Source organism: Methylosinus sp. H3A (assembly GCF_015709455.1).
GTDB lineage: Bacteria > Pseudomonadota > Alphaproteobacteria > Rhizobiales > Beijerinckiaceae > Methylosinus.
This window is the reverse complement of record NZ_JADNQW010000005.1, coordinates 2,635,119-2,661,028: the sequence shown is the minus strand read 5'-3', so window position 1 is coordinate 2,661,028 and position 25,910 is coordinate 2,635,119. Positions and strand designations below refer to the sequence as shown.

Annotated in this window: 27 protein-coding genes; 9 read left to right on the top strand and 18 right to left on the bottom strand. The window is 66.6% G+C overall.

Translation table 11 applies throughout. From position 1 onward, the window contains the following. The first annotated feature begins 4 nt into the window (after positions 1 to 4). Complete coding sequence (locus tag IY145_RS15415; RefSeq protein ID WP_409455308.1) at positions 5 to 856, top strand: DJ-1/PfpI family protein; 852 nt, start codon at positions 5 to 7, stop codon at positions 854 to 856. A gap of 12 nt (positions 857 to 868) precedes the next feature. Here IY145_RS15415 and IY145_RS15410 read toward each other — a convergent pair whose 3' ends face one another. Continuing rightward, positions 869 to 1,318 (bottom strand): hypothetical protein, encoded by a 450-nt coding sequence (locus IY145_RS15410; protein WP_196409018.1) that lies wholly within the window; start codon positions 1,316 to 1,318, stop codon positions 869 to 871. A gap of 193 nt (positions 1,319 to 1,511) precedes the next feature. Here IY145_RS15410 and IY145_RS15405 point away from each other — a divergent pair, with 193 nt between their 5' ends. Continuing rightward, positions 1,512 to 3,026: an ATP-binding protein gene (locus tag IY145_RS15405; protein ID WP_196409017.1), complete on the top strand. Its 1,515-nt coding sequence runs from the start codon at positions 1,512 to 1,514 to the stop codon at positions 3,024 to 3,026. A gap of 80 nt (positions 3,027 to 3,106) precedes the next feature. Here the strand turns inward: IY145_RS15405 and scpA are convergent, their stop codons facing one another. The 3 genes from scpA to IY145_RS26320 all read right to left on the bottom strand — a co-directional run bounded on the left by scpA (position 3,107) and on the right by IY145_RS26320 (position 7,131). Continuing rightward, on the bottom strand, positions 3,107 to 5,272 hold the full coding sequence (gene scpA / locus IY145_RS15400; protein ID WP_196409016.1) for a methylmalonyl-CoA mutase: 2,166 nt from the start codon (positions 5,270 to 5,272) through the stop codon (positions 3,107 to 3,109). Between the two features lie 62 nt (positions 5,273 to 5,334). Continuing rightward, positions 5,335 to 6,231, bottom strand: coding sequence for an aspartyl protease family protein (locus tag IY145_RS15395; RefSeq protein WP_196409015.1), 897 nt, complete (start codon positions 6,229 to 6,231; stop codon positions 5,335 to 5,337). Positions 6,232 to 6,342: 111 nt separating this feature from the next. Further along, positions 6,343 to 7,131, bottom strand: coding sequence for an SRPBCC domain-containing protein (locus IY145_RS26320; RefSeq protein ID WP_312030598.1), 789 nt, complete (start codon positions 7,129 to 7,131; stop codon positions 6,343 to 6,345). A gap of 138 nt (positions 7,132 to 7,269) precedes the next feature. Between IY145_RS26320 and IY145_RS15385 the strand changes: the two genes are divergently transcribed. Beyond that, positions 7,270 to 7,851: an EF-hand domain-containing protein gene (locus IY145_RS15385; RefSeq protein WP_196409014.1), complete on the top strand. Its 582-nt coding sequence runs from the start codon at positions 7,270 to 7,272 to the stop codon at positions 7,849 to 7,851. 123 nt (positions 7,852 to 7,974) lie between these two features. Then, complete coding sequence (locus IY145_RS15380) at positions 7,975 to 8,718, top strand: acetoacetate decarboxylase (protein ID WP_196409013.1); 744 nt, start codon at positions 7,975 to 7,977, stop codon at positions 8,716 to 8,718. 6 nt (positions 8,719 to 8,724) lie between these two features. On the opposite strand, the gene IY145_RS15375 is transcribed toward IY145_RS15380, so the two are convergent. Next, positions 8,725 to 9,549: a LysR family transcriptional regulator gene (locus tag IY145_RS15375; protein ID WP_196409012.1), complete on the bottom strand. Its 825-nt coding sequence runs from the start codon at positions 9,547 to 9,549 to the stop codon at positions 8,725 to 8,727. A gap of 103 nt (positions 9,550 to 9,652) precedes the next feature. Here IY145_RS15375 and IY145_RS15370 point away from each other — a divergent pair, with 103 nt between their 5' ends. Further along, positions 9,653 to 9,886, top strand: coding sequence for a hypothetical protein (locus IY145_RS15370; protein WP_196409011.1), 234 nt, complete (start codon positions 9,653 to 9,655; stop codon positions 9,884 to 9,886). Positions 9,887 to 10,002: 116 nt separating this feature from the next. Beyond that, a complete protein-coding gene (locus IY145_RS15365; RefSeq protein WP_196409010.1) occupies positions 10,003 to 12,132 on the top strand; it encodes a bifunctional diguanylate cyclase/phosphodiesterase in 2,130 nt (709 codons plus the stop codon). Between the two features lie 48 nt (positions 12,133 to 12,180). Here the strand turns inward: IY145_RS15365 and IY145_RS15360 are convergent, their stop codons facing one another. The 4 genes from IY145_RS15360 to IY145_RS15345 form a co-directional block, all read right to left on the bottom strand. Then, positions 12,181 to 13,254, bottom strand: a complete 1,074-nt coding sequence (locus tag IY145_RS15360; RefSeq protein ID WP_196409009.1) for a hypothetical protein — start codon at positions 13,252 to 13,254, stop codon at positions 12,181 to 12,183. A 268-nt stretch (positions 13,255 to 13,522) separates the two neighbouring features. Continuing rightward, entirely contained in the window at positions 13,523 to 14,536 is a 1,014-nt protein-coding gene (locus IY145_RS15355) for a patatin-like phospholipase family protein (protein WP_196409008.1), read from the bottom strand. Then, positions 14,533 to 15,318: a 3-hydroxybutyrate dehydrogenase gene (locus IY145_RS15350; RefSeq protein ID WP_196409007.1), complete on the bottom strand. Its 786-nt coding sequence runs from the start codon at positions 15,316 to 15,318 to the stop codon at positions 14,533 to 14,535. Before IY145_RS15350 ends, IY145_RS15355 begins: the two co-directional genes overlap by 4 nt. A gap of 133 nt (positions 15,319 to 15,451) precedes the next feature. Continuing rightward, positions 15,452 to 16,093 carry a helix-turn-helix transcriptional regulator gene (locus tag IY145_RS15345; protein WP_196409006.1) on the bottom strand — a complete coding sequence of 214 codons (642 nt, stop codon included), beginning with the start codon at positions 16,091 to 16,093 and terminating at the stop codon, positions 15,452 to 15,454. Between the two features lie 203 nt (positions 16,094 to 16,296). On the opposite strand from IY145_RS15345, the gene IY145_RS15340 reads away from it, so the two are divergent. Beyond that, positions 16,297 to 16,692, top strand: coding sequence for a hypothetical protein (locus IY145_RS15340; RefSeq protein ID WP_196409005.1), 396 nt, complete (start codon positions 16,297 to 16,299; stop codon positions 16,690 to 16,692). A gap of 165 nt (positions 16,693 to 16,857) precedes the next feature. Continuing rightward, positions 16,858 to 17,241 (top strand): hypothetical protein, encoded by a 384-nt coding sequence (locus tag IY145_RS15335; protein WP_196409004.1) that lies wholly within the window; start codon positions 16,858 to 16,860, stop codon positions 17,239 to 17,241. Between the two features lie 394 nt (positions 17,242 to 17,635). Here the strand turns inward: IY145_RS15335 and IY145_RS15330 are convergent, their stop codons facing one another. From IY145_RS15330 to IY145_RS15300, 7 genes are all read right to left on the bottom strand, one after another. Continuing rightward, positions 17,636 to 18,307, bottom strand: a complete 672-nt coding sequence (locus IY145_RS15330) for an O-methyltransferase (RefSeq protein WP_196409003.1) — start codon at positions 18,305 to 18,307, stop codon at positions 17,636 to 17,638. A 39-nt stretch (positions 18,308 to 18,346) separates the two neighbouring features. Then, on the bottom strand, positions 18,347 to 19,381 hold the full coding sequence (locus IY145_RS15325) for an NAD(P)/FAD-dependent oxidoreductase (protein WP_196409002.1): 1,035 nt from the start codon (positions 19,379 to 19,381) through the stop codon (positions 18,347 to 18,349). A 346-nt stretch (positions 19,382 to 19,727) separates the two neighbouring features. Continuing rightward, the gene (locus IY145_RS15320) at positions 19,728 to 20,117 is read right to left on the bottom strand and encodes a 2Fe-2S iron-sulfur cluster-binding protein (protein ID WP_024879018.1); all 390 of its coding nucleotides are present in this window, start codon (positions 20,115 to 20,117) and stop codon (positions 19,728 to 19,730) included. Between the two features lie 189 nt (positions 20,118 to 20,306). Further along, positions 20,307 to 20,891: an ABC-type transport auxiliary lipoprotein family protein gene (locus tag IY145_RS15315; protein WP_196409001.1), complete on the bottom strand. Its 585-nt coding sequence runs from the start codon at positions 20,889 to 20,891 to the stop codon at positions 20,307 to 20,309. Positions 20,892 to 20,990: 99 nt separating this feature from the next. Continuing rightward, complete coding sequence (locus IY145_RS15310; RefSeq protein WP_196409000.1) at positions 20,991 to 21,875, bottom strand: MlaD family protein; 885 nt, start codon at positions 21,873 to 21,875, stop codon at positions 20,991 to 20,993. Positions 21,876 to 21,881: 6 nt separating this feature from the next. Beyond that, positions 21,882 to 22,730: an ABC transporter ATP-binding protein gene (locus IY145_RS15305; protein ID WP_196408999.1), complete on the bottom strand. Its 849-nt coding sequence runs from the start codon at positions 22,728 to 22,730 to the stop codon at positions 21,882 to 21,884. 6 nt (positions 22,731 to 22,736) lie between these two features. Beyond that, positions 22,737 to 23,882, bottom strand: a complete 1,146-nt coding sequence (locus IY145_RS15300) for an ABC transporter permease (protein WP_196408998.1) — start codon at positions 23,880 to 23,882, stop codon at positions 22,737 to 22,739. Between the two features lie 137 nt (positions 23,883 to 24,019). Between IY145_RS15300 and dgcA the strand changes: the two genes are divergently transcribed. After that, complete coding sequence (gene dgcA / locus IY145_RS15295) at positions 24,020 to 25,003, top strand: N-acetyl-D-Glu racemase DgcA (protein WP_196408997.1); 984 nt, start codon at positions 24,020 to 24,022, stop codon at positions 25,001 to 25,003. Positions 25,004 to 25,027: 24 nt separating this feature from the next. Here the strand turns inward: dgcA and IY145_RS15290 are convergent, their stop codons facing one another. Beyond that, entirely contained in the window at positions 25,028 to 25,603 is a 576-nt protein-coding gene (locus IY145_RS15290; RefSeq protein WP_196408996.1) for a GNAT family N-acetyltransferase, read from the bottom strand. A 17-nt stretch (positions 25,604 to 25,620) separates the two neighbouring features. Next, positions 25,621 to 25,905 carry a HigA family addiction module antitoxin gene (locus tag IY145_RS15285; RefSeq protein WP_196408995.1) on the bottom strand — a complete coding sequence of 95 codons (285 nt, stop codon included), beginning with the start codon at positions 25,903 to 25,905 and terminating at the stop codon, positions 25,621 to 25,623. Positions 25,906 to 25,910 lie beyond the last annotated feature (5 nt).

Genomic DNA, 25,910 nt, shown 5'->3' with positions numbered 1-25,910 from the left:
CACGATGAGCGACATGGACCGTCGTATGGATCGACGCCGCTTCGGTGAAGGAATCGCGGCTTTCGCAACGCTGCTCGCGAGCGGTCTGCCGGCCGCATCCGCGGGCGCGGCGCAGGCCGCCGCGATGCCCTCGCATGATATGTCCTCCATGCCCGCGCATTGGATGGGCAAGGAGAAAATCGCCTTTCTCATTTATCCGGGCTTCACTGCGCTCGACATGGTCGGGCCGCAATATATGCTCGCCAATCTGATGGGCGCGAAGATCGAGATCGTCGCCAAGACGAAAGAGCCCGTGCGCAGCGACACGGGACTCGTCTTCACGCCCTCGGCGCGCTTCGAGGATGCGACAGCGATCGACATTCTCTGCGTGCCCGGCGGCTCGACCGGCACGCTCGACGCCATGCGCGACGAGGCGACTCTGGTTTTTCTGCGCGAGGCGGGACGCAAGGCGAGCCATGTCACTTCCGTTTGCACGGGCTCGCTGCTGCTCGGCTCGGCGGGGCTGCTCGACGGCTATCGCGCGACCTCGCATTGGGTGACGAAGCCGCTGCTGCCGATCTTCGGCGCGACGCCGACCGCGGGACGCGTGGTGCATGATCGCAATCGGATCACGGCGGAAGGCGTGACCGCAGGGCTCGACTTCGCTCTCGCGCTCGTCGCGCAGCTTCGCGACCGCACTTATGCGGAAAGCGTGCAATTGCTGGCGCAATATGCGCCGGAGCCGCCCTTTTCGGCCGGCGAGCCGGATACGGCGCCGCGCGCGGTCACGACGATGATCGAGAGCATGTTCGTCGGTCTGACCAAGGACATGGGCGAAGCCGGAAAAACCGCCTTCGCCAAGATGCGCGAGCGTTGACGCGCGGCGCGCTCAATCGCGCGCGTCGACGATGCGATAGGACTCGTGGCAGGCGACGCAATTGCGCATGAGCTCGCCGAGGCGCGCGAGCGAGCGGCTCTCGCCCTCGCCGTCCGCGAGGCCCTTCGCCAATTCGTCGAAGCCCTTGCGCATCGGCTGGCCGAAGCTGCGCCATGTCTCCGGAAATTTGGCGCCGAGCGTCGGCGGCATGGCGTTTTCCGCCTGAAACCGCGCGCCGCCGCGGGCGGCCGCCGCCTGCGCGGCCGTCGCTCGATCGCCCGAAGCGAGCGCCGAGACGATCTGCTCTATGCTCTTCACGAAGAGGCGCATCTGGCCGAGGACGAAGGCCTTCTCCGGCGCGGTCATCGCGACGGCGACGCGCGAATCGGCGTCCTCGCCACGCGCCGACGCCGTCGTAAGACAGAGGCAAAGGGCCGCAAATCCCGCATGACGCCAGCGCATCGCAGCTCCTCTTCGACAGCGCGGTCATATATTCTCGGTATATGCCGCGGCCGCCTCGCGCGACAGGCCAAAATGCAGGCGCCGGGCGGCCGCTGTTGTCCACAGGCGGCGCGACGCAGTTGAACGCGCGGCGCGAATCGATATGACTCCGCGTCATGATCTTTCCCTCCCTCACGGCCGGAGGGGCGCCGCGATGACGGCGCCCGCCAAGGTTTCCATCGACCTCGGCGCCCGCGCGGACGGCGGCGTCGCCACTCTCGATCTCGAGGAGCTGCTGGCGACCCGCCTTTTGGTGCAGGGCAATTCCGGCTCCGGAAAATCGCATCTGCTGCGCCGCCTGCTGGAGCAGAGCGCGCCCTGGGTGCAGCAGGCGATCATCGATCCGGAGGGCGATTTCGTCACGCTCGCCGAGCGCTATGGCCATGTGGTGGTGGATGCGCGCTGCGGCATCGCCGATCTCACACGCATCGCCGCGCGCGCGCGCCAGCACCGCGTCTCCGTGGTGCTCGATCTCGAAGGGCTGGACGCCGAGCAGCAGATGCACGCCGCCGCCGCTTTCCTCGGCGGGCTCTTCGACGCCGAGCGCGACCAATGGTATCCGCTGCTCGTCGTGGTGGACGAGGCGCAGCTCTTCGCGCCCGCCGTCGCCGGCGAAGTGTCGGACGAGGCGCGCAAGGCCTCGCTCGGCGCCATGACCAATCTGATGTGCCGCGGCCGCAAGCGAGGTCTCGCCGGCGTCATCGCCACGCAGCGGCTCGCCAAGCTCGCCAAGAATGTCGCGGCGGAGGCGTCCAATTTTCTCATGGGCCGCACCTTTCTCGACATAGACATGGCGCGCGCCGCCGATCTGCTCGGCATGGAGCGGCGGCAGGCGGAAATGTTCCGCGATTTGCAGAGCGGCAATTTCGTCGCCCTCGGCCCGGCCATGGCGCGCCGGCCGCTGCCCGTGCGCATCGGCCCGGTGGAGACCTCCGCGCGCAATGTCAGCCCCAGGCTGCTGCCGCTGCCGGAGGCCGGCGCCGACGACGCGCATCTCATTTTCACGCCCGGCGCGAATGAAGCGCGCTTCGAGGCGCCGCGCCGGCCGCCGCCGCCCGCGCCGACCGCCGATGTGCTGGCGCGTCTCGCCCGCAGCGCGCCGCCGGCGCCGCCCGCCGCCGAGCCGCCGCCGAGCATCTCGCCCGAGCAGCGCCAGGCCGCGATCGATTCGGCGCTGCGCGAGATTTTGAGCGACAGCGACGCCAATTTCCGCACCATCGCGGTGCTCTATCAGGATTTTCTGGTGCGCTGCCGGATTCGTCGCATCGGCGGCGAGCCCTTGAGTCTGCCCGCCTTCCGCCGCCGCCTCGCCGTGGCCCATGCCGGCATAGAGCTCGCGGAAGCCGAGTCCGCGGATTCGCCCTGGGCCGAGGTGCTCGCAATGGCGGGCGCTCTGCCCGAGGATATGCAGGGCGTTTTTCTATCGCTGGCGCGCGCGGCCTTCGACCATCGCCCCTGCCCTTCCGACGCCGATGTCGCCAGCGCCTATGGCACGCGCTCGCCCGGACGGGCGCGGCGGCTGCTCGCCTATATGGAGGAACAGCAGGCGATCGTCTGCCGGCTCGACCAGCGCGGCTGGCGCATCGTCGCCATTCCCGGCGTCGCTTGGGAGACCGAGCCCGGCGATCCGGGCGCGGCAGCGACGACGACCGAGGCGAGCTCGGCCTGACGATTTCCGATGATTGAAGTCGCGCCGCCTATGCCGCCTTCCCTCTCACCGCTCGCGGGGAGAGGGAGACGCGCCTCCCCTTATTGCCGCGCAGTCTCCCGCTGCGCATAGCCGAGCCGCACATTCAGCTCTTGCAGCACTTTCTCCGCCGCCTCGGGGATATTGGTGCCGGGCGGGAAGATCGCCGCCGCTCCGGCGTCATAGAGCGCCTGGAAATCCTGCTCGGGAATGACGCCGCCGACGACCATCATCACCTCTTCGCGCCCCTCGGCCTTCAACGCGTCGCGCAATTCCGGCGTCAGAGCGAGATGGCCCGCGGTCATCGTGTTCACGCCGACGATATGCACATTCTCTTCAGAGGCGCGCTTGGCGACCTCCTCCGGCGTCGCGAAGAGATCGCCGATGACGACCTCGAAGCCCAAATCCGCGAAGGCGGAGGCAATGACCTTCTGGCCGCGGTCATGGCCGTCCTGGCCGAGCTTGGCGACGAGAATCTTCGGCTTGCGCTTGTCGTTCTCGGCGAAGGCCGCCGTCATACCGCGCACGCGCGCGACCTTGTCGCAATTCGCGCCCGCCTCGCGCGCATAGACGCCGGAAATGACATTGGCCTTCGGCTTGTGACGGTCGAACACTTTCTCCAGCGCATAGGAGATTTCGCCGACGCTCGCCTTTGCGCGCGCAGCCTCGATGGCGAGCGCGAGAAGATTGCCGTCTCCCTTCGCCCCGTCCGTCAGCGCGTCGAGCGCGGCTTGCGTCTTCGCCTCGTCGCGCTCGGCGCGCAGGCGCTCGAGCTTAGCGATCTGCGCGGCGCGCACGGCGGAATTGTCGACCTTCAACACATCCGGCGCGACATCGCTGTCCGGGCGGAACTTATTCACGCCGACGACGACCTGCTGCCCCGTGTCGATGCGCGCCTGCGTCTTGGCGGCGACTTCCTCGATGCGCTGCTTGGGCAGGCCCGCGGCGATCGCCTTGGCCATGCCGCCGAGGCTCTCGATCTCCTGAATATGCTTCCACGCCGCTTCGGCCAGCTCGGCGGTGAGCTTCTCCACATAGAAAGAGCCGCCCCAAGGATCGATGATGCGCGTGGTGCCGCTCTCCTCCTGCAACACGATCTGCGTGTTGCGGGCGATGCGGGCGGAGAAGTCGGTCGGCAGCGCCAGCGCCTCGTCCAGCGCATTGGTGTGCAGCGATTGCGTATGGCCTTGCGTCGCCGCCATCGCCTCGACGCTGGTGCGGATGGCGTTGACGTAGACGTCCTGCGCGGTGAGCGACCAGCCGGACGTCTGGCAATGGGTGCGCAGAGTCATGCTCTTCTCGGATTTGGCGCCGAGATCCTTCATCAGCCGCGCCCACAGCAGGCGCGCGGCGCGGAGCTTGGCCACCTCCATGAAGAAATTCATGCCGATGGCGAAGAAGAAGGAGAGCCGCGGCGCGAAAGCGTCGATATCGAGGCCCGCGGCGACGCCGGCGCGCACATATTCGACGCCATCGGCGAGCGTATAGCCCAATTCGAGATCGGCGGAGGCGCCGGCCTCCTGCATATGATAGCCGGAGATCGAGATGGAGTTGAACTTCGGCATATTCTTGCTGGTGTAGGCGAATATGTCCGAGACGATGCGCATCGACGGAAACGGCGGGTAGATATAGGTGTTGCGCACCATGAATTCTTTTAAGATATCGTTCTGGATCGTGCCGGTCAGCTGCGCCGGCGAGACGCCCTGCTCCTCGCCCGCCACGATGAACAGCGCGAGCACCGGCAGAACGGCGCCGTTCATCGTCATGGAGACGCTCATCTGATCGAGCGGAATGCCGTCGAAGAGCGTTCGCATGTCATAGATCGAGTCGATGGCGACGCCCGCCATGCCGACATCGCCGGCGACGCGCGGATGATCGGAATCATAGCCGCGATGGGTGGCGAGATCGAAGGCGATGGAGAGGCCCTTCTGCCCGGCAGCGAGATTGCGGCGGTAGAAGGCGTTGCTGTCCTCGGCCGTGGAGAAGCCGGCATATTGGCGGATCGTCCAGGGCTGGGCGACATACATGGTCGGATAGGGCCCGCGCACATAGGGTGCGACGCCCGGAAAACCGTCGATGAAGGAGAGGCCTTCCACATCCTGCGGGCCGTAGGAATTCTTGACTTCTATCCCCTCGGGCGTCAGCCAGCGGCGCGGCTCGGCGGCTTGCGCCGGGGTCGCGGCGACGGGAGCGAAGGCGATTTTGCTGAAGTCGGGAATTTGGGACATTTCTTTCCTCTGACGGCTCCCTCAGACTATTAGCGAAAAGCGGCGGGCGGCGCAAAGGGCGGCTATTTGGCCGAAGCCTTCCACCGCGGCCCCTCGGCCCCGAAATCCAGATCCCAGCGGAAGCGGCTCAAAATATCGAAGCCGAGGATGATCGGCGCCTCGCCGCCGAGCGCCTCCCGCAAAGGGCCGAAATCGTAAGAAACGACGACGACATCCTTCAATATGCGCCCCTCGCCGAGATCGATCTCCTTGGCTTTATAGACCTTCGACGCGAATTGCTTGCCGGAGGCCTCGCTCACCTTCACCTTCTTCTTGACGGGCGTGAACAGCCCCTTGTGCCGCTCCAGGAAGCGGCGGTCCACCGCGGAGATTTCTGCGCCCGTGTCGAAGAGGCCCACCGCCCCCGTCTTGCCCAGGCGCACATCGAGGCCGACGAGCTTCTGATCCGCCCACAGCCGGCGGAAGGGGCGAAAGCCATCGTCCCCCTCGCTCTGAGGGAAGAAGACCATCTCGCCGCCCGCGAGATCGAGCGAGAAGCGCGCGCCTTTGAAGAAATCCAGCCCGAGCAGATCGTCGCCGTCCGAGGTCGCGCAGCGGGTGACGCGATATTTCGCCCGGCCGATATTATTGCCCTGCGCGGCTTTCAGCTCGACATTCGTCGCCTCGACATCCTCGCAGCTCGTGGCGGCGCCCGAGGCGCCCGTCGAGACGCTGGCGCCCTGCGCCGGAAAGGCCTCGTTCCAGGGCGCGAGCTTGATGCGGCTCGTCGAGGCGGCGGTGTCGAGCCGCATCGGCCCCATCACATTGCCGAAGCGCATGGTGACATAGGCGCGGCCGCCGCCATCCGCGCCATGGATCACGGTCAATGGGACGACGGAGCGCTCCTGCGCTTGCGCCGGCCAGGCGCCGGCGAGAGCCGAGAGAAGAAAAAGCGGGAAGCGCGAAAGGATTTTCGTCATGGCGCGGCGGCTCCATCCCGGCGGGGGAAGGCGTCTATAGCGCGCCGCGCGCGGCGCGTCTTCCGCGGGAATGGGCCGAAGCCACGAGGGCTCCGGCCGCTTTCGGCGTCGTCAGCCCGGCCGGCGCTCGCTCCCCTGCGTCCCCTGCCAACGCAGCGACCCCGGCGTCGTCAGCAATTCGCCGGTCTCGAGCAGCGTCTTGAGGCCGGAGAGCACCATAGGCCAACCGCCATAGAGCTGGGCGTTGGCGCCTTGCCGCAATCGATCGTGAGTGACGGTCAGCCGGCAGGAGTCGCCGATCGGCTCTATCTCCCAGGTGATCCGCGACGTCCCCTCCTCCTTGATCTCCTCGCTCCACAGCGCCCGGAGGGTCTGGACCAGGCGGCGCGGCGGATCGACCTCGAGATTCTCGCCCTCGAATATGGGCGCTCCATTGCCGAGGCTCTTATAGGAGGAGCCCGGCGTCCAATCCGAGGCGACGACGGCGCCGAATGTGTATTTGGCGCGCATTTGCGGATCGGTGATCGCCCGCCACAGAAGCTCGGGCGTGGTCTTGATGTAGATTTCGAAAACCTTCTCCATGCTGCGGTCCTCCAGTTCATGTTTGAGATCGCTGAGCGCTGCGGCCCAGGGCTCGGCGAATTTGCTCACCCAGCGGTCGTGGATGAGCCGGATCGGAACGACGTTGAGGAAATGCAGCTTCTCGCGGCCACGCTTCTTGGCGACGACGAGGCCCGCCTCCTCGAGCACTTTGAGATGCTTCATCACGCCGAATCGCGTCATCGGCAGCCGGCCCTCGAGCTCGCCGAGCGTCTGGCCGTCCTCGCGGAACAATTCGTCGAGCAGGCTGCGCCTCGTCGGATCGGCGAGAGCGCGGAACACATCGTCCATTTCGATCATGATGGAGAATAGGTGACCATTAAGTCACATGTCAAGACGTCGCCGAAAGCGTCGGAATTTGCGATAATCGCGAATTGTCTCGGCTCGGTCCGCGCGGGTGATCCCCGCCCGGCGGCGGAAGGGCCCAGGAGGTCACCCATGGGACGTGCGGCGCTCCGGCTGGCGGTCGGACTAGTGGCGATTTTTTCGAGCGCGGCGCTCGCGCAGCAGCATCGGCAGCGCGGCTTTCCCAGCGACGCGCCCCGCGGGCCGGCCGGCGGCGGCGGCCCGGACGCCGTGCTGGCGACGGCGAGCGAATGGGGCGGCGCCGGCGGCGTCTATACCTGCGAGCAATGGAAGCAATATCTCGAGCGCATGTTCCGCCTCGCCGACAAGCGCAAGCGCGGCTTCATCGACGCGCAGGATTTCGAGATCATCCCGCGCATGAGCCCGGTGTTTCAGGCGGCGAGCTTCGATTATTTCGACATGGCCGGAAAGGGCCGCGTCACGCGCGCGGAGTTCCTGGCCTTTCCCAGCCCCTTCTTCGCCCGCTACGACAAGAAGAAGAGCTGCCGCGTCTTCCAGGAGGAGCTCGCGAGAGCCCAGGCGCCGAGCGCGGGATCGCAATCACCCGCCGCCCCCGAGGCCGGGAATTTTCCCGGCAGGGGCGGCGGCGGCGGTTTTGGCGGCGGATATGGCGGCGGCGGATTCGGCGGGGGCGCTGGCGGCTTCGGACGTTGAGCTCGGCTCATCGCGGGCTCTCGGGGCGCGTCCTCGAGAGCAGGTTGGAGCGTCGGATCGTCACGAAACCGCGCTATCTATCCGCTTCGTTGTTTTGGACATGATCGATAGGGAGCCGCGAAGATGAAGATCGACGAAGTGCTCGATACGGCCTATGCGATGCCGCTCACCAATCCCGCCTATCCGCGCGGGCCCTATCGTTTCTACAATCGCGAATTCCTCGTCATCACCTATCGCACCGATCGCGAGGCGCTCGAGGCCGTGGTGCCCGAGCCGCTCGAAGTGGACGAGCCGATCGTCAAATATGAATTCATCCGCATGCCGGATTCGACCGGCTTCGGCGACTATACAGAGAGCGGCCAGGTGATCCCTGTGCGCTTCAATGGCCAGAAGGGCGCTTACGTCCACGCCATGTATCTCGACGATGACGCGCCGATCGCCGGCGGCCGCGAGCTCTGGGGTTTTCCGAAGAAGCTCGCCTCACCCAAGATCGAGCATGACGGCGACGTCATTCTCTGCACGCTGCGTTACGGCCCGGCGCTCTGCGTCGAGGCTTCGGTCGGCTATAAGCATCGCATATTGGAGACGGCGCCCGTCGCCGAGGCGCTTCGGCAGCCGAATTTTCTGTTGAAGATCATCCCCCATGTCGACGGCTCGCCGCGCGTGCTGGAGCTCGTGCGCTACCATATGACGGATATCGTCGTGAAAGGCGCCTGGGCCTCGCCGGCGGCGCTCGCGCTGCATCCCCATGTCGCCTGCGACGTCGCCCGCCTGCCGGTGCGCGAGATTGTCTCGGCGACGCATTTCGTCGCCGATCTCACGCTGGCGCTGGGCGAGGTCGTGTACGACTATCTCGACAAGAAATAGCGGCGCTCACGCGCCCTTGTCGCTCGACGCGCGCGCCAGCAGAATTTTGTACGGAATGTCGAAATAATCGGGAACCGCGCAGCGCGCGACCGTGTCGCCGCGCATGAGTATGGCCGGAATCCAGGCGGCGCCGAGCCCGGCCTCGACCTGCGCCAGCAACGCCTCGGCCGAAGCGCTCTCGCAGACCGGCCGCCCGCGCATGCGGACGCCATGCGCCACGAGCATCGCCGCGATGCGCGCGCCATAATGCGTGCCCGGCGCATAGACCATGAGCCGTCCGACCAGATCCTCCCCGTCGAGCGCGGCGAGACGCGCGGCGCCGCGACGCTGCGCGAGGATCAGACGATCCTCGCCGATCGCCTCGAGCTCGAGCCCAGCGAGATTTTCGGCGTCGCCGAAATCGGGAATCATAGCGAGATCGGCATGGCCGCGCTTGACCGCCTCTATGCAGCCGGAGACGGAGGCGACGACGACGGAGTAATTGCGCAATTCACGCTCTATCAACCATGGCGACAGAAAGGTCGCGGCCAGCGTGTTGGTCGCATAGATGCGCAGCGCCTTCTCCAAATGGCTCGACACCGAGAGCACGGCGCGGCGCGCGTCGAAAATCTCGTCGCGTAGACGATGGGCGCGCGACAGGAACTCCTCGCCGGCCGGCGTCAGCGTCACCGGGCGGCGCTCGCGGTCGAACAGCGGCGCGCCGAGCCATTCCTCCAGCCGCTGCATGCGGCGGCTGTAGGCGGATTGCGTCGTGCCGCGCGCCTGCGCCGCGCGGGTGAAATTGCGCGTCTGGCAGAGCGCCAGGAAATCGTCGATCCACTGCAGCTCCATGATGCGAGAAATGCATCATCGAATCGCAAATGACAATTGGATCGGCCCGCAGGAGCGCGCCATATCCATCGCGGTGACGAAAGCTCTAGGAAGCGAAACGGCGATGGAACCGCTGACGATATTCGAGAAGGACGATGGCGCGGGCTTCGCGCTGCTGCCGCGCTGCGTGCGGCTGCTGGCGGCGCCGGCGGAGGCCCGCGCCTTCTGCGAATTCGAGGTGGTGAGCGGAAACGCGGCCTATCGCGAAGGCGAGAGATTCTATCTCACTCAGGCGAAAGCGCGGCGCGCCTATCGCGCGGCGGCGCTCTCGCCGAAGGAGGACGACGACGCGCCCTGACGGCGCCGCCGCGACATTTCAGCGCCTGCGATAGCGCCCGGCGCAACTGGACAGTCGCCGTTCAAATTACAATTATCTTAGACGATGAGACAGGATCACCGCCCCGAGCGCGCTCAATGACGAGCTTTCGCTTCTCGCTACAAGCGCAATTGGCGCTGTTTATCGCCGCTTTTCTGGCGATCGTGCTCGGCCTCGCGGTTCTTTCCGCGCAGAGCCTGCGCGCCGTCGACGCGAAGACCGACGCGCTCGCTGCGAAATGGATCGAGGGAACGCGAATTCTCGGAGAATTGTCCGACCGAATCTCCGAGTTCAGAATCGCCGAGACCTATCGCGCGCTGGCGAAGAGCGAAGAAGAGCGGATCGCGGCGGAACAGCGCGCCGCCGACGATCGGCTCATCATCGGAGAGCTGCAACGCGACTATTTCGCGCTCTTCCAAGCCGAGCACCGTCCCGACCTCGCCAGATTTCGCGCGGCGCTGGCCGCCTATCTCGCCGCCCATGATCTCTGGATGACGCAGGAGCCGGACCTCGCCGCGATCCGAGAGGCGCAAGGGGTGAGCGCTCTGCACGATCTCTACAGAGCCACGGACGAAGCTGCCGACGCCGCCATAGACGAGCTCAAATGGTCGGCCCACGCAGAGGCGGATACGGCCGCGCGCGTCACTGAAGGCGCGCTGAAGACCAATTTGCTCGCCTCGGCGCTCGCCATCGCGCTCGCCATCTGGCTGCTGTTTCGCGTGAAGCAGCAAATCACGCGGCCGCTCGCGGCGATCACCGCATCGCTCGCCGATCTCGCGGCCGGAAACCGCTTTGTCGAAGTCCCGGGGATCGGGCGCAACGACGAGATCGGCGCCATGGCGAAATCCTTCGACGTGTTCCGCGCCAATGCGCAGGCGCTGGAGCGCGCGCATGAAGCGACGCGCGCGGCCCAGGAGCGCGCGCAGATTCTCGCGCGGCAGGATTCGCTCACCGGCCTGCCCAATCGGCGCATGCTCGTCGCCGATCTGCACGCGGCGATCGAGCGCGTCGAGGACGGCGCCACGGCCTGCGCGCTGCTCTTCGTCGATCTCGACCGTTTCAAGCCCATCAACGATCTCGAGGGGCATAGAGTCGGCGACGCCGTGCTCTGCGAAGTGGCGCGGCGCCTGCGTCAGGCTTCGCGCAAGAGCGATGTCGTCGCGCGTCTCGGCGGCGATGAATTCGCGATTTTGATCGAGATGGCTCCGGCGACCCATGTGGATCAGGCGACGAGAGTCGCCGGCCGGGCGCTCGCCGCCATCGCCGAACCGATCGAGATCGGCGACCGACGCGTCGAGCTCAGCGCCAGCGTCGGCGTCTCGCTCTGCCCGGAGGACGGTCTCGACGTCAGCACGCTGCTGCGCGCGGCGGATATCGCCATGTATCACGCCAAGCGCGACGGCCGCGGCCTGTTCCGCTTCTTCGAGCAGAGCATGGACGAGGAGTTGCGCCGGCGCGCCGAGCTCGAATCGGCGTTGAAGAAAGCCGTCGCGGCCGGCGACATACGTCCCTTCTATCAGCCGCTCGTCGATCTGCGCGACAATCGCGTCTATGGCTTCGAGGTGCTGTCGCGCTGGACGCACGAAAAGCTCGGCGCCATTCCCCCCGACGTCTTCATTCCGCTCGCCGAGCAGATCGGCGTCATTGCCGATCTCACCTGGTCGGTGGTGCGGCGCGCCTGCCGCGAGGCGCTGCAATGGGGCGACCAGGTGCGCCTATCGGTCAATGTCTCGCCGGTGCAGCTGAAGGATCCGCTGCTCGCCTCACGCCTGCTGGCGACGCTCGAGGAGGAGAAATTCCCGCCCTCGCGACTCGATGTCGAGATCACCGAGAGCGCGCTCGTCGACGATGTCGACACCGCCCGCGCGACGCTCGCCGCGCTGCAGGCCGAGGGCATACGCATCTCGCTCGATGATTTCGGCACGGGCTATTCGAGCCTCTATCATCTGCGCGCCTTCCATTTCGACAAGGTGAAGATCGACCGCTCCTTCGTGCTCGCCATGCAGCATGACGAGGAGAGCGGACGGATCGTCGACGCGATACTGAGCCTGTTGAAGCATCTCGGCGTGACGACGGTCGCCGAAGGCGTCGAGACCGTGGAGGTGCTACGCCGCCTCGCCGAGAATGGCTGCGAGATCGGCCAGGGGTTTTATTTCGGCAAGGCGATGACCATCGGCGAGGCCTCGAAGCTGCTGCGCCGCCGGCGCGCCGATCGCCGCGTGGCCTGAAGCCACGCGGCCCGTGTCCCTTTTATCTCAGGGAAGTGTCCTTTTATCTCAGGGAATGACGCCGGTCGCCATGCGGCCGAGATCGCCGACCGCGCCGGTGACCGAATCGACAGCCCGCTGCACGAAGCCGGGCTGCTCGCTCGGCGCGGGGGGCGGGGGAGCTGCGGCCGGCGCTTCCGCGAGCGGCGCGGGCGCGGGCGGAGCCGCGGCGGCGGCCGGAGCGGGAGCCGCCGGCTTCGGCTTGGCCGGCTTGGCCTGCTGCTGCGCCACAGGCTTGGCCGGCGGCGCAGCATGCGGCTTGGCGGCAATCGGCTTGGCGGACGCCGGCTTGGCGGCGGCGGTCGGCGCCTTAGCGGCCGGCGGAGGAGCGGCGACGACCGGCTCGGGCGCCGGGGGAACGGGCTCCACCGGAGCCGGCGCGGCGACAGGCTCTGCGGGCGCCGCTTTCGGCGTCGGAATAATGCGAATGGGCGCGGCCGTCGGCGCCGTGAGCGGAACGGCGTTGGCGGCCGGCGGGCTCAACGCGCCTTCCGGCAGAGCGGTCGGCGTCTGGGCCGGGATCGCTGCGGGCTCGTTCGCAGCCGCGGCGGGCGCATCGGCGGCGCCAGAATCGGCTTCGGCGGCAGGCGCGGAGTCGGCCGCCATCTCGTCGCGTCCGGAAGCCTCGGCGTTTTCCGCGGCGGCGGCGTTCGAAGCAGGCTCGGCGGGATCGATGGTCTCGCGCTGCGTCGCCGAGACGACAGGCTCCTCCTCCTCCCCATCGCCGGGCAGGAAGACAGTCGCCACAGCGCCGGCGCCGACCGCGAGAATGACCACGGCGGCCGCGATCAGCCATCCGCGCCCGCGCCGGCGAACCTCGCCGCGCTCGACGCTCGATTCGTCCGCCCCGGGCTTGCGCCGCGCGCGCAGCCGCCGATCGACCTCGCTCGGCGCCCGCACGGCCTCGGGCTCGGCGCGCGGCGGCTCGGCGGCCCATTGCGGGTCGGCGGCCAATTGCGGGTCGACGGCATGATCCAGCCGAGCGTGAGACTCGTCGCCCTCCTGCTGCGGGCCGGCATGACGCAACAGCTCCTTGAACTCCTCGAACTCGGCGATGAGCTTCTTGTCGGCGGGCGCGTTCATCTTCCAGTCCTCCGATTGCGTCGATTGCGTCGGTCCAAACCCCGCGACGCCCGACGCCATCTTTCGCGATTTTCGCCGATCGCGGCCTCCACGAATATTCGCGAAACACCCCGGTCGGCGTGAAATTCCACACGGCGATCCATGCCGCGCGCGATCAGAGATATAGAGAAATGTGGCCGATCTTTGCCGAGGCGGCGACGCCCGCCCCCGCCCGCCAATGCGGAACAGAGCCGATTCGCATGGGAAAATGCGGCTGCGAGCCTCGCCCTCAGACCAGCTGCTCCTTCAATTGCAGCGTTCCGGCGACGCCGATCGCGTCATAATGCTCGTCGAGAAACTCCTTGCCGGCATTGCGGCCGATGTCGAACAGAGACCGCAGGAAATCATAATCCGCATCGAGCTTGGTGTCGGCGCCGAAGCGCTTCATCGCCGCCCCGCCCTCGACGAGATGCAGCAGCACCTTCTTATAATGCGTGCCCTTCAGACGCCCGGCGTCGATGAGGCGCGCGACGAAGTCGATGGCGCGGAACTCGTGCAAGAGCGAAGCGTTGAAGGTGATCTCGTTCAGCCGATCCATTATGTCCTGCGAGCTGCGCGGAATCTCGTCGCGCTCGACCGGATTGATCTGCACCAGCACGATGTCGCAGCAATCGGTCTCGGTGTAGAGCGGAAACAGCGCGGGATTGCCCATGTAGCCGCCGTCCCAATAGGCCTCGCCCTCCACCTCCACCGCCTGGAACACAGTGGGCAGGCAGGCCGAGGCCATCAGCATGTCGATCGTCAGCTCCGGCCGGCGGAAAATGCGGACCTTGCCGGTGCGCACATTGGTCGCCGAGATGAACAGCTTCAGATCGTCGGTGGCGCGCAGCGCCTCGAAATCGATGAGGCCGTCGATGAGATCGCGCAGCGGATTTATGTCGAGCGGGTTGAAGTCATAGGGCGAGAGATAATTGGCCGCATTCTGCGTGAACGCCTTGCGCAGCTTCAGCGGATCCCAGAAGCCGAACACCATGTCGCAGAGATCGCGCTGCGCCTTGCTGAGCTCGCCATCGACGCTGATGGTGCGCCAGAACTGCTGGAGCTGGGCGCGGGCGCGCTCCGGCCCGCCCTCGCGCAATCCGTCGGCGTAGACGACGGCGTTCATCGCGCCGGCGCTGGCGCCGCTGACGCCGATGACGTCGAGCCGCCCGTCCTCGAGAAACGCGTCGAGCACGCCCCAGGTGAAGGCGCCATGCGCGCCCCCGCCCTGCAAGGCCAGAGTGACTTTCTTCTTGGCTGTCATCCCGCCGTCCAGCCGCCGTCTATGGAGATGTTGGAGCCGGTGATCTGCGCCGCCGCGTCCGAGCACAGGAACACGACCAGCGCCGCGATCTGATCGACGGTCACGAACTCCTTGGTCGGCTGCGCCTGCAGCAGCACGTCGTTGATGACCTGCTCGCGGGTGAGGTTGCGGGCCTTCATCGTGTCGGGGATCTGCTTTTCGACCAGCGGCGTCCAGACATAGCCGGGCGAGATGCAATTGGCGGTGACGCCGAAAGTGGCGAGCTCCAGAGCCACCACCTTGTTGAGCCCGGCGATGCCGTGCTTGGCGGCGACATAGGCCGCCTTGAAGGGCGAGGCGACCAGCGAATGCGCCGACGCCGTGTTGACGATGCGGCCCCAGCGACGCTTCTTCATGCCGGGCGTCGCGGCGCGGATCGTGTGGAAAGCCGAGGAGAGATCGATGGCGATGATCTGATTCCACTTCTCGATGGGGAAATCCTCGATCGGCGAGACATATTGTATGCCGGCGTTATTGACGAGAATATCGACCGAGCCGAGCTTTTCCTCGGCATTGTGGATGAGAGCGGCGATCTCTTCCGGCTTGGTCATGTCGGCGCCGTCGTAGATGGCGGCGACGCCGAACTCTTTCTCTATCGCGGCACGCTCCTTCTCGATCTCGGCGGCGTCGCCGAAACCGTTGAGGACGACATTGGCCCCCTCCTTGGCGAGGGCGCGGGCGACGGCGAGGCCGATGCCGCTGGTGGAGCCGGTGACGACGGCGTTGCGTTTGGCGAGAGACATTCGCGCTCCTCTTCGTGAAAACGCGCCGACTAGAGGCGCCGGAAACTATTCGTCTGGACGCAATCTAGCGTCTCGACGTCGACGGAACATGACGCCGCCGCCATGGCGATCGGGCAGACGCGACGCCGCCCCCTCACTGGCTCGCCCAGAGGATGCGGGCGATCCAGCTCACCTCCTCCCGAGGCAGGACGCGGTCCGGATAAGCGGGGTTGAAGGACTTCAGCTCGATCGTGCGTGTCGTCTGTCGCTTCAACTCTTTGGCGAGAACCTCTCCGGCCGTCGTCTTCACCACCACACGGTCGCCGCGACGCACCGGAGCGGCCGGCGAGACGATGACGATGTCGCCGTCGCGATAGAGCGGGGCCATGGAGTCGCCGGAAATCTCGAGCGCATAAGAGTGCTCGTCGGCGTCGGCGAAGACGTCGATCTCGTCCCAGCCCGTGCCGGTGGCGAAACCGGCGTCGTCGAAGAAGCCGCCCACCCCGGCCTGGGCGAGGCCGATGAGCGGCCGCGCGCTGCGCGGCGGCCGCAGCCCCTTGGCGGAGACCAGGGTCATGAACTCGTCGAGGCTCGCCCCCGTCGCCTGCAGAACCTTGGCGATCGATTCGGTCGAGGGCCAGCGCAGACGCCCGTCGGCGGTCTGCCGCTTGGAGCGGTTGAATGTGGTCGGGTCCAGCCCGGCCTTACGGGCGAGGCCGGATGCGGTCAAGCTGTAGCGCTCGCCGAGCGCGTCGAGCGCCGCCCAGATCTGCGCATGCGTCAGGATTTCAGCCATTTGGCGGACCTCATTCCTATAGCTAGGAATAGAACAGTCGCGCCGCCTCCGCAATTCGAGATTTGCCGACCGCCGTCATTGCAGGCGCTGCGCGCCGCGGCCTTTTTTTCCGGCAGAAAACCTCGCATTTTCAGTAAACTCCGGGAATCGGGCGGCAAGGCTCCATTGACCATGGCGGCCGGGCCGCCTATCTTGCAGCGATCGTGACCCAGCAGAACGACAAATCCTGGCAGTATGGACAGACGGCGGCGACGCTGCTCGTCGCCTATCTGCTCGTGCTGCAGGGACTGACCGCAGGTCTCGTCGTCGGCGCACGCGCCGGACAGAACGTCCTCGGCAGCGCGATCTGTCTCACCGCCAAGACGACCGCGGTCGACGAGAACTCCCAAGGGCCGAGCGCCCCCGCCCAAAGGATGGACGCCTGCTGCGTCCAACATTGCACGGGGCTCGACGGCGGCGTCATCGGCCGCTTCGTGGAGCTCGACGCGCCGCGCTCGCCTGTGGCGGGTCGTCTCCTGCCGCTGCGCGAATCCGGCGGCCACAAGCGTCTCGCGCAGCTTCCCGTCGGAGCGCGCGCTCCCCCGTCCCTCGCCGTCTGACTGCAGCCGAAGGCTGCGCTACTGGCGCGTCTCTATGCTCCCGCTTTCGGGGGCGAAAGACGCATTTTCCCAGAAGACAAACGCGAATCCGTGCTCGATCCCGCAGGCGCGCGCAGCGCGACCCAGAATCGATCCGGGACTTCGCTCAGAGGCCGAGACGAGACAATGGCTTATGATGTTTCTCCCCGAGAAGGCCGGCGCGCCGCGCGAACCGCGGCTGCGCCCAGCCAGGACCAATCCAAGACGCCGGCGCGCCGACGGATCGAGGTGCTCGAGACCTATTTCGGCGCCGACGGCCGCCCGGTGAAGCGCAAGAGCATCGGCGCGGCGCGCGTCGCCCGTCACTATGACGAGCGCGGCAACAAGGTCGAGGAGGCCTATTTCAACGCCGACGGCAAGCCGACGCTCCGCAAGGGACTCGGCGTCGCCCGCATCGCCTGGAGCTATGACGAGCGCGGCCGGCAGATCGACGCCTCCTTCTTCGACGTCGCCGGCGAGCCCGTCGACAAGGGCGTCGCCGCGCGCGACCGGATGCTCGCCGACGCCTGAGAGCGAAGCGAGGTCACAATTATCCGCAGGGCGGCCGAACGGCCGCCCTCGGCCTATCGAAGCACAGAACGAGAGCATGCGTGGCCCCTGAGGCGTCGCGACGCTCGCCCTCCCCTGTCATCTCCCAAGATGTGAAACGGTCGCGCCATCTGCCCGTAGCTCGCGCACGCTTCGAGTGGCGCGGCGACGCGCGGAATTCGTTGGCCTTTCATGGCCCGCGCGATCGCGATCCTCGGCGCGCTGGGGCCGCTCTCTCGGCCTCTCAGCAATAGTCTTCGCGTCGACCTCTGCGGTCCGCCTATCGCGCGATGGAAGGCTCCGGCGAAACGCGCCTCCGCGACATGAAATCGAGGGCGCGCCCTCGCGCATGGCTCGAGCCGAGTAAGCGCGCGCGTCAACCGTTCACGAATGCGACCGCGAAACCATCCCAGCCCTTGGAGCCGACCGTCTGAATGGCGGTGGCCGTCACACGCGGCTCCGCGGCCAGAGCGTCGAACAGCGCGCGGGCGCCGATCGCGCCCGGATCGTCGGCCTTGGCGGGATCGACGATCGCCCCATCCCGCACGACATTGTCGACAATGATGAGGCTCCCCGGCCGGGAAAGCTTCAGCGCCCAGGCGAAGTAATTGGCGTTATTGAGCTTGTCGGCGTCGATGAAGGCGAGGTCGAAGGGCCCCGCCGCTTCCGCCGCGAGCTTGGGCAGCGTGTCGAGCGCCGGGCCGACGCGAATGTCGACACGCTCGGCCAACCCGGCGCGGGCGAGATTGGCGGCGGCGACATCGGCGTGTTTCTGCTCGAGCTCGAGCGTCACGAGCCGGCCGCCCTCCGGCAGAGCGCGCGCCAGCCATATGGTGCTGTAGCCGCCGAGCGCGCCCACCTCGAGAATCCGCCGCGCGCCGATCGAGCGCGCGAGCAGATGCAGCAGCTTGCCTTGCGGGGGCGAGACGTCGATCGCCGGCAGGCCGGCGGCGGCGTTGGCGGCGAGCGCGGAGTCGAGCTCCGCATCCTCGCCGATCAGGCGATCCGCAATATAGGCGTCGACCAAATTCCAGGCTTGCGACGACACGGGCCCCTCCTCCGCGAGAGACAGGACGAGGCTCGGCGATCAGACGCCGAGCTTCTTCTGCAGATTGGTCGACGACGTCGTGTATTGGAACAGCAGCTTCTTGTCCGGATAGACGTAGCGATGCGCCTTTTGCGCGGCCAGCGACGCCTCGTGAAAGCCGCACAGAATGAGCTTCAGCTTGCCCGGATAGGTGTTGATGTCGCCGATGGCGAAAATGCCGGGGTGATTGGTCTCGAATTTCTCCGTGTCCACAGGAACGAGATTCTCATGCAGATTGAGACCCCAATCCGCCACCGGGCCGAGCTTCATCGTCAGACCGAAGAAGGGCATGAGGCGATGCGCCGAGACGATCGTATCGGCATTGTCGTTGCCGCGGATCGTCACCGAGGAGAGTTCGCCGTCCGCGCCCTCGATCGCCGTGACCTGGCCGAGGCGGAAGTCGACCCGCTTGGCGGCGATGTGCTCCTGCAGCGCATTGACCGAATGCGGCGCGGCGCGGAACTGGTCGCGGCGATGGACGAGCGTCAGGCTCTTGGCGATGGGCTGCAGATTGAGCGTCCAATCGAGCGCGCTATCGCCGCCGCCGACGATGACGACGTCACGGTCGCGGAAATCCTCCATGCGGCGCACCGCATAGAAGACGGATTTGTTCTCGTACGCGTCGATGCCGGCGATCGGCGGCTTCTTGGGCTGGAAAGAGCCGCCGCCCGCCGCGACGAAAACGACCTTGGTCTTGAATTTCGTGCCGGCGTCGGTCGTCACCTCGAAGGAGGGAGACTCGGGCGTGCCGGTGGGCGTGAGCGTCTCGACCATCTCGTTGAAATGGAAGGTCGGGTTGAAGGGCTTGATCTGCTCGAGCAGATTGTCGGTGAGGCCCTGGCCGGTGACGAGCGGATGGCCGGGAATGTCGTAGATCGGCTTTTCCGGATAGAGCTCGGAGCATTGTCCGCCGGCGCGCGGCAGAATATCGATGACATGGGCCCGAATATCCAGCAGTCCCAATTCGAAAACCGCGAACAGACCGGCCGGGCCGGCCCCGACGATCAGCGCGTCGGTTTCGATTGTCTCACTCATTTTCTTGTCCTTCGCCGCGTCCAAAACGAAATTTGCGAGGGGCGAGGCAGCTTCATCGGACCGAAAATGCGCCGGGGCGCGTGGGGCTATCCCCCGAGGCGCCGCTCGTCTCGATCGTCCATGGCCGCCGCCTTCGAAACGGGCCCTGCCGAGGGCAAGCCCCGGCCGAAGCCCGATCCTTCACCGCTCTGGTCTATAGCATCCGCGCCGTCATGCAAATGTCTTCGGGCGCCGAGCGCCGCCGGTCTCCGATCGGCTGGGCGAGGCCGCGCAGAACCGGCCCGCCGCCGCAAAAAAAAACGCCGCGTCTCCGCGGCGTTCGGGTGGTCCGAAAGAAGCGAGACGCTCAGCCCTGCTGCGAGGGCGTCGTCACCACGAGCCCGTCGAGCTCCGGCCGCACGGTGATCTGGCAGCTGAGGCGCGAATTGGGCTTCACGTCGAAGGCGAAGTCCAGCATGTCCTCTTCCATCTGCGAGGGCTTGCCGGCTTTCTCGACCCAGGCCTCGTCCACATAGACATGGCAGGTGGCGCAGGCGCAGGCGCCGCCGCATTCGGCCGGAATCTCGGGGATATCGTTGCGGCGCGCCGTCTCCATGACGGTGGAGCCAGTTTCGCCCTCGACCGTGCGGGCCTGACCATGCGAATCGACGAAAGTGATCTTCGCCTTGGTCGGAGCGCCGCCGCCGGGCTCGGCGCCATAGCGGTTCGCTTGGTCGTAGAGGCTGGTCTTCACCATGATTCTCTGTCTCTTCCGTTGACGTGTCGGCGCGCCTGCCGCTGGCGCAAAAATCGGCGGGCCGCCGAAGTCCTTCGCCCGAAGCTTCGGCCCGACGCTCGTCCTATCGCGCGATCAGTTATCATCGGCGGAGCGGGCGCGCTAGTCTTTCCTCGAGCCTACGACGGCGCGATGTCGGACGGGACAAAATCACACTTGCGCCGCTGTCCAACGCACGATCTGGCCGACAGTCGCGGTCAACGCCTCGTCCAGCGCCTGCGTCGCCGCCGCGCCAGTGGAATGCAGCGCCGGCGCGCGGCTCGAGAAGACGCGGCCATGGCCGATCGGCGCCCCGCGCGAATCCAGCATTTTGGCGGAAATCTCGACGACCGCCTCGGCGCTCGTCACATCGATCTCGAACCGGCGGATCTCTGTCGCGAGAACGCGATCGGCGACCATTCCCGCGCGCACGACGGAGCCGGTCGCCCGGCCGATGTCGAAGCCCGCGATGAGCCGCGCCTGCACGAGCCGCGGCAGCCGATCCACCCATTGCGCCTCGGCAAGATTGGCCACCTCATTGGGCCCGGTGCGCACGACGATGCGGTCGGAGTCGATGGGCTGCACCGCCTGCGGCTCAGCGACCGCGAGCGTGCCGCGCAAGGGCCGCGCGAGCGTCCGCGCCGCCCCGCCCGGACCGCCGAGATCGAAGCTCTCGCGCTGCGGCGCCCCGCCGCAAGCCGAGAGCGCGATGCAGGCGAGCAAAAGTGCTGAGAGCGACGCTCTCGACGGCGTCATGAACCGATCCTTCTCGCTGACCGCGCGCGACGCCGCGGCGCTTTTTACTGTGATTCCAAGATTACTCGAACGTCGCTGGACATCAAAGAGCGACACTCTTCACCGTCCGCGATATTCCGGCAGAGCGGGGCTCGCGCCGAAGATCACCTGCTGCGGATTCTTCTCGAGCGAGCGAACGGCGCGTTCGACCGTCTCCAACGTCTTGCGCGCGTCGACGGCGAGCTGCTCATATTGCTTGAGCCCGCTCGAGGAGAAATTCTTGAGATTGGCCGAAGCGCCGGCGATGTCGGTCGCTATGCTGTTCAGCTTCTTGGGATCGATCGCCGCGAGCAGCTTGTCGATGCGCGCCGGCAGCGGCTTCATCGAGGCGCTGATCTCGGACATGTCGTGGATGAAGGAGTCGATGCCGCCGGAATTATCGGCCAGCGCCTTGGTGAATTTCTCGGTGTTCTTCAGCGTATCCGAGATCGTCTGCGAATTGGCGTCGAGCAGCTTGCCCAATTTGTCGAGCACGTCGGTCGCGCTCGACGAGAGCTTCTGCACATTCTCCAGAATATTCTGGAACTCGGAGCGCTCCGCCGCGATGATCGGATAGGTCTCGCCCTGCTTGGCGCGCAAATCCTCGGCGCCGGGCGTGCCGCCGGTCAGCGACACATAGGCGACGCCGGTGAAGCCCGTCTGCTCGAGGCGAGCGCGCGTGTTGGTCTTGACCGGCGTCTTGCGGTCTATGCTGACGAGCACGTCGACGCGGCTCGGGTCTTGTTCGGAAATGGCGAGCTGCGTCACCTCGCCGACCTTGAGGCCGTTGAAGCGCACGTCGTTTCCGCGCAGCAGGCCGCTGACCGAGCCGTTGAAGTGCAGCTCGAACGTCTTGTATTGCGCCGTCTGGCTCGCCCCCGAGAACCAGAAGACGAAGCCGAAGGCCGCGAACACCACGGCGACGGCGAAAGCGCCGATGAGCGCGAAATTGGCGCGGGTTTCCATAGGGCTCTACTCTCGTCCTCGCATATCTCTCGATTTGCGCTCGTCGAGCGCTCCGGCGAGGCGCGAGCCGCGCACGCCGTGGAAATAGGCCTTCAGCCAGGGATGATCGAAGGCGAGCATCTCCTCCATCGGCCCGGCGGCGATCACTTTGCCCTCGGCCAGCGCCGCCACGCGGTCGCAGATGGAATAGAGGCTGTCGAGGTCATGTGTGACCATGAAGACGGTCAATCCGAGCGTGTGTTGCAGTGTAGCGATCAACTCGTCGAATTCGGCCGCGCCGATCGGATCGAGCCCGGAGGTCGGCTCGTCGAGGAAGACGAGCTCCGGATCGAGCGCGAGCGCCCGGGCGAGCGCCACGCGCTTGATCATGCCGCCCGATAATTCGGCCGGAAATTTGTCCGCCGCGCTCGCCGACAGTCCGACGAGCTCGAGCTTGAGCATCGCCAGCTCGTCCATCAGCCGCGCCGAGACCTGCCCGCTCTCGCGCATCGGCATTTGAATATTCTGTCGCACGGTCAAGCTCGAGAACAAAGCGCCGTTTTGGAACAGCACGCCCCAGCGCCGTTCGACGCGCCGCCGCTCCGCCGACGACATGCGGTCGCGGTCCTGCCCGAACAGCTCGATGAGGCCGGAGCGCTTTTCGACGAGGCCGAGAATGGTGCGCATCAGCACCGATTTGCCCTGCCCCGAGCCCCCGACGAAGCCTAAGACCTCGCCGCGATAGACGTCGAGATCGAGGCCCCGCATGACCAGCGCCTGGCCGAAGCCGACGAAAAGATCGCGCACGCGGATGACCGTCTCGCGCGCCGCGCTCGGCTCCGGTTTTTCGATCGTTTGCGAGGAGAGATCGGTCATCGCGCGCTAATATTTTACCGAGGCGAAGAAGACGGCGAAGAGGCCGTCGACGACGATGACCATGAAGATCGCCTTCACCACCGAGGCGGTGACGTGCCGCCCGAGCGATTCGGCCGACCCTCTGGTCGCCATGCCCTCCATGGCGGCGACCATGCCGATGATGAGCGCCATGAATGGAGCCTTGATGAGGCCGACGAAGAAAGTGTTGCGGCCGATCGCCGACTGCAGCAGCGAGAGATAGGCGGCCGGGCTGATGCCCTCATAGACCCAGCAGACCAGAAGACCGCCGAACAGCGCCGACATATCGGCGACGAAAGTGAGCAGCGGCAGCGACAGCACCAGCGCCAATATGCGCGGCGTGACCAGCACCTCGATCGGCGAGAGGCCCATCACGCGCAGCGCGTCGACCTCCTCGCGCATCTTCATCGAGCCGAGCTCGGCGGTGATGGCGGAGCCGGAGCGGCCGGCGATCATGATGGAGGTGAGCAGCACGCCGAGCTCGCGCAGCACCAGAATGCCGATGAGATCGACCGCATAGGCGCCGGCGCCGAAGCGGCGCAGCTGGAAAATGCCCTGCTGCGCGACAATGGCGCCGACGAGAAGATTGATGAGCGCGATGATCGGCAGGCTGCGAAAGCCGAAGCTCTCCATATGATAGACGAGCGAGGTGAAGCGGAATCGACCCGCCGCCAGGAAAGCGACGCTCGCGGCGACGACGAATTCGCCGAGAAAGCCGATCCCATTATAGGCGTCCTGCCCCGCCGAGACGACCGAGCGGCCGAGATCGGCGAGAATATCGACGACGAGAAAGCGGCTGCATCGCCCCGGGGCCTCGAGTGGACGAAATTTCGTCTCCTGCAGCAGGACGGAGTGCTCCGGCCGCGCGCCCTCCACCGAGACGGCGACGCCCGCATGGGCGATCTCGTCCAACGCCCGGCCGATGACCCAGGCGCCGGCGGTGTCGAGCCGGGCGACATGCGCGAGATCGACGATGGCGCGAGCGGCGCCGCGAGCGGTCGCAGCCATGCCGGCGGCGTCCCGCTCCAGAGCATGCGAATCGGCGAGCACCCATTCGCCGGCGAGCGCGAAGACGGCGGTCTCTCCCTCTCGTCGCGACGAGAGGCGGGCCGTATGGTCGAGGTCAGTGGCCATGCCTATTTTCGGCCCTGTCGGCCGACGGCTCCCTTTCTCCGCGCCCCGCAGCGTCTTAACTTCCGGCGCAGCCGAAGTCGAGCGCGAGCGTGGCCTCGAGCCGCGGGCGGCTATTTGTTTCAACTGGAAAAATCCGCATGAGCGTCCAACTGACCGTTTCCGTCGAACGCTTCCCCATCGCCGGGCGCTTCGTCATCTCGCGCGGCGCCAAGACGGAGGCCGTCGTCGTCACCGCCCGCCTGCGCGACGGCGCGGCCGAGGGTCGCGGCGAATGCGTGCCCTACGCCCGCTATGGCGAGAGCGTGGAGAGCGTCGTCGATCAGCTGGAGAGCGTGCGCGCTCTGCTGGAGAGCGGCGCGGACCGTGCGGCTCTGGCCGCCCTGCTGCCGCCGGGCGCGGCCCGCAACGCCGCCGATTGCGCGCTCTGGGATTTGGAGGCGAAGCGCACTGGCGTTCCGACCTATCGGCTCGCCGGGCTCGAACGGATGGAGCCGCTCGTCACGGCCTTTACAATTTCCGTTGGGACGCCGCAGGAGATGCGCGAGGCCGCGGCAAAGGCCGCGCATCGCCCCCTATTGAAGGTGAAGCTCGCCGGCGATGGCGACGCCGAGCGCATTGCCGCGGTGCGCGCCGGCGCGCCCAATTCGGCGCTGATCGTGGACGCCAACGAGGCGTGGAGCGAAGAAAGTTTCGCCGCCAATAGCGAGTCCTGCTCCCGCGCCGGGGTGAGGCTGATCGAGCAGCCGCTGCCGGCCGGCGCCGATGAAGCGCTCGCGCGCCTCCCCCGCCCCGTGCCGATCTGCGCCGATGAGAGCGTCCACGACCGCATCGGCCTCGCCGCGCTGGTCGGGCGCTATGACGCGGTGAACATAAAGCTGGACAAGACCGGCGGCCTCACCGAGGCGCTGGCGCTCGCCGCCGACGCAAGGCGGCTCGGCTTCTCGATCATGGCCGGCTGCATGGTCGGCACCTCGCTGGCCATGGCGCCGGCGCTGATCGTGGCGCAAGGGGCGGAATTCGTCGATCTCGACGGGCCGCTGCTGCTGGCGAAGGATCGCGAGCCGGGGCTGCGCTACGAGGGGTCGCTGGTGTTTCCGCCGGAACGGGAGTTGTGGGGGTGAGTGGCGGGCGACATCCCTCGGCTGTTACTTCGACGCGGAGTCCGAAAAACTGGCCCAAATGCGCTTTTCCAAGCGGTAGAGGGCGTGCCGACTCAACGCGTGCCCCACAGGCAAATTCGGATGGTCGAAATCGTCCTTCGATTCGTAATGCATCCCGAGTCGCTCCATGACACGACGCGAGCGCTGATTGCCATGCGCCGTGAATGACACGATCTCCGGCAAGCCCAGGACGCCGAAAGCGTGATCGAGCACCGCTCCCGCCGCCTCGGTCGCATAGCCGTGTCCCCAGTGTCGGCGGGCCAACCGCCACCCGATCTCCATGCAGGGCGTGAAATGCGCAGCAAACGTCGGCTCGGCCAATCCGACGAAGCCGAGAAACGGCGCGACGCCTGGCGCTTCGACCGCCCATAAGCCGAAGCCGCGTTCGGCGAGCTTCGCTCGCGCACGATCGGCGAATGCGTCGCTCTGCGCACGGTCGAGCGGTCGAGGGAAGAACATCATAACACTCGGATCGGCGTTGAGCGCCGCAAAGGGTTCGAGATCGGCGTCGCGCCAGTCACGAAGCCGAAGCCGTTCTGTGATTAAATTCGGCGCTTCCATGATCGCATTCCCGAAACTCACGCCACCTTCGGCGCGAGTCGAGCGATGGAAACGCTCGCCCGCGCCCGCGCCCGCGCGAGGTCATAGGCGATCTGCATTCGCATCCAGGCGTCGGCCGATCCGCCGAAAGCCTGCTCGAGCCGCAGCGCCATTTCCGGCGTGAGCCCGTGGTGTCCGTTGATGAGACGATAGAGCTGCTGCCGCGTCACGCCGAGCCCCTTCGCCGCCTCGGCGACGCTCAGGCCCAGCTCCTCGATATTGTCTCGGATGAGCCCACCGGGATGGGCAGGATTTTTCATCATCGCCC

Bases quoted from the DNA above. Each gene is read 5' to 3' on its own strand.
- IY145_RS15415 (WP_409455308.1), top strand. From the start codon at position 5: ATGAGCGACATGGACCGTCGTATGGATCGACGCCGCTTCGGTGAAGGA.
- IY145_RS15410 (WP_196409018.1), bottom strand. From the start codon at position 1,318: ATGCGCTGGCGTCATGCGGGATTTGCGGCCCTTTGCCTCTGTCTTACG.
- IY145_RS15405 (WP_196409017.1), top strand. From the start codon at position 1,512: ATGACGGCGCCCGCCAAGGTTTCCATCGACCTCGGCGCCCGCGCGGAC.
- scpA (WP_196409016.1), bottom strand. From the start codon at position 5,272: ATGTCCCAAATTCCCGACTTCAGCAAAATCGCCTTCGCTCCCGTCGCC.
- IY145_RS15395 (WP_196409015.1), bottom strand. From the start codon at position 6,231: ATGACGAAAATCCTTTCGCGCTTCCCGCTTTTTCTTCTCTCGGCTCTC.
- IY145_RS26320 (WP_312030598.1), bottom strand. From the start codon at position 7,131: ATGATCGAAATGGACGATGTGTTCCGCGCTCTCGCCGATCCGACGAGG.
- IY145_RS15385 (WP_196409014.1), top strand. From the start codon at position 7,270: ATGGGACGTGCGGCGCTCCGGCTGGCGGTCGGACTAGTGGCGATTTTT.
- IY145_RS15380 (WP_196409013.1), top strand. From the start codon at position 7,975: ATGAAGATCGACGAAGTGCTCGATACGGCCTATGCGATGCCGCTCACC.
- IY145_RS15375 (WP_196409012.1), bottom strand. From the start codon at position 9,549: ATGGAGCTGCAGTGGATCGACGATTTCCTGGCGCTCTGCCAGACGCGC.
- IY145_RS15370 (WP_196409011.1), top strand. From the start codon at position 9,653: ATGGAACCGCTGACGATATTCGAGAAGGACGATGGCGCGGGCTTCGCG.
- IY145_RS15365 (WP_196409010.1), top strand. From the start codon at position 10,003: ATGACGAGCTTTCGCTTCTCGCTACAAGCGCAATTGGCGCTGTTTATC.
- IY145_RS15360 (WP_196409009.1), bottom strand. From the start codon at position 13,254: ATGAACGCGCCCGCCGACAAGAAGCTCATCGCCGAGTTCGAGGAGTTC.
- IY145_RS15355 (WP_196409008.1), bottom strand. From the start codon at position 14,536: ATGACAGCCAAGAAGAAAGTCACTCTGGCCTTGCAGGGCGGGGGCGCG.
- IY145_RS15350 (WP_196409007.1), bottom strand. From the start codon at position 15,318: ATGTCTCTCGCCAAACGCAACGCCGTCGTCACCGGCTCCACCAGCGGC.
- IY145_RS15345 (WP_196409006.1), bottom strand. From the start codon at position 16,093: ATGGCTGAAATCCTGACGCATGCGCAGATCTGGGCGGCGCTCGACGCG.
- IY145_RS15335 (WP_196409004.1), top strand. From the start codon at position 16,858: ATGGCTTATGATGTTTCTCCCCGAGAAGGCCGGCGCGCCGCGCGAACC.
- IY145_RS15325 (WP_196409002.1), bottom strand. From the start codon at position 19,381: ATGAGTGAGACAATCGAAACCGACGCGCTGATCGTCGGGGCCGGCCCG.
- IY145_RS15320 (WP_024879018.1), bottom strand. From the start codon at position 20,117: ATGGTGAAGACCAGCCTCTACGACCAAGCGAACCGCTATGGCGCCGAG.
- IY145_RS15315 (WP_196409001.1), bottom strand. From the start codon at position 20,891: ATGACGCCGTCGAGAGCGTCGCTCTCAGCACTTTTGCTCGCCTGCATC.
- IY145_RS15310 (WP_196409000.1), bottom strand. From the start codon at position 21,875: ATGGAAACCCGCGCCAATTTCGCGCTCATCGGCGCTTTCGCCGTCGCC.
- IY145_RS15305 (WP_196408999.1), bottom strand. From the start codon at position 22,730: ATGACCGATCTCTCCTCGCAAACGATCGAAAAACCGGAGCCGAGCGCG.
- IY145_RS15300 (WP_196408998.1), bottom strand. From the start codon at position 23,882: ATGGCCACTGACCTCGACCATACGGCCCGCCTCTCGTCGCGACGAGAG.
- dgcA (WP_196408997.1), top strand. From the start codon at position 24,020: ATGAGCGTCCAACTGACCGTTTCCGTCGAACGCTTCCCCATCGCCGGG.
- IY145_RS15290 (WP_196408996.1), bottom strand. From the start codon at position 25,603: ATGGAAGCGCCGAATTTAATCACAGAACGGCTTCGGCTTCGTGACTGG.
- IY145_RS15285 (WP_196408995.1), bottom strand. From the start codon at position 25,905: ATGATGAAAAATCCTGCCCATCCCGGTGGGCTCATCCGAGACAATATC.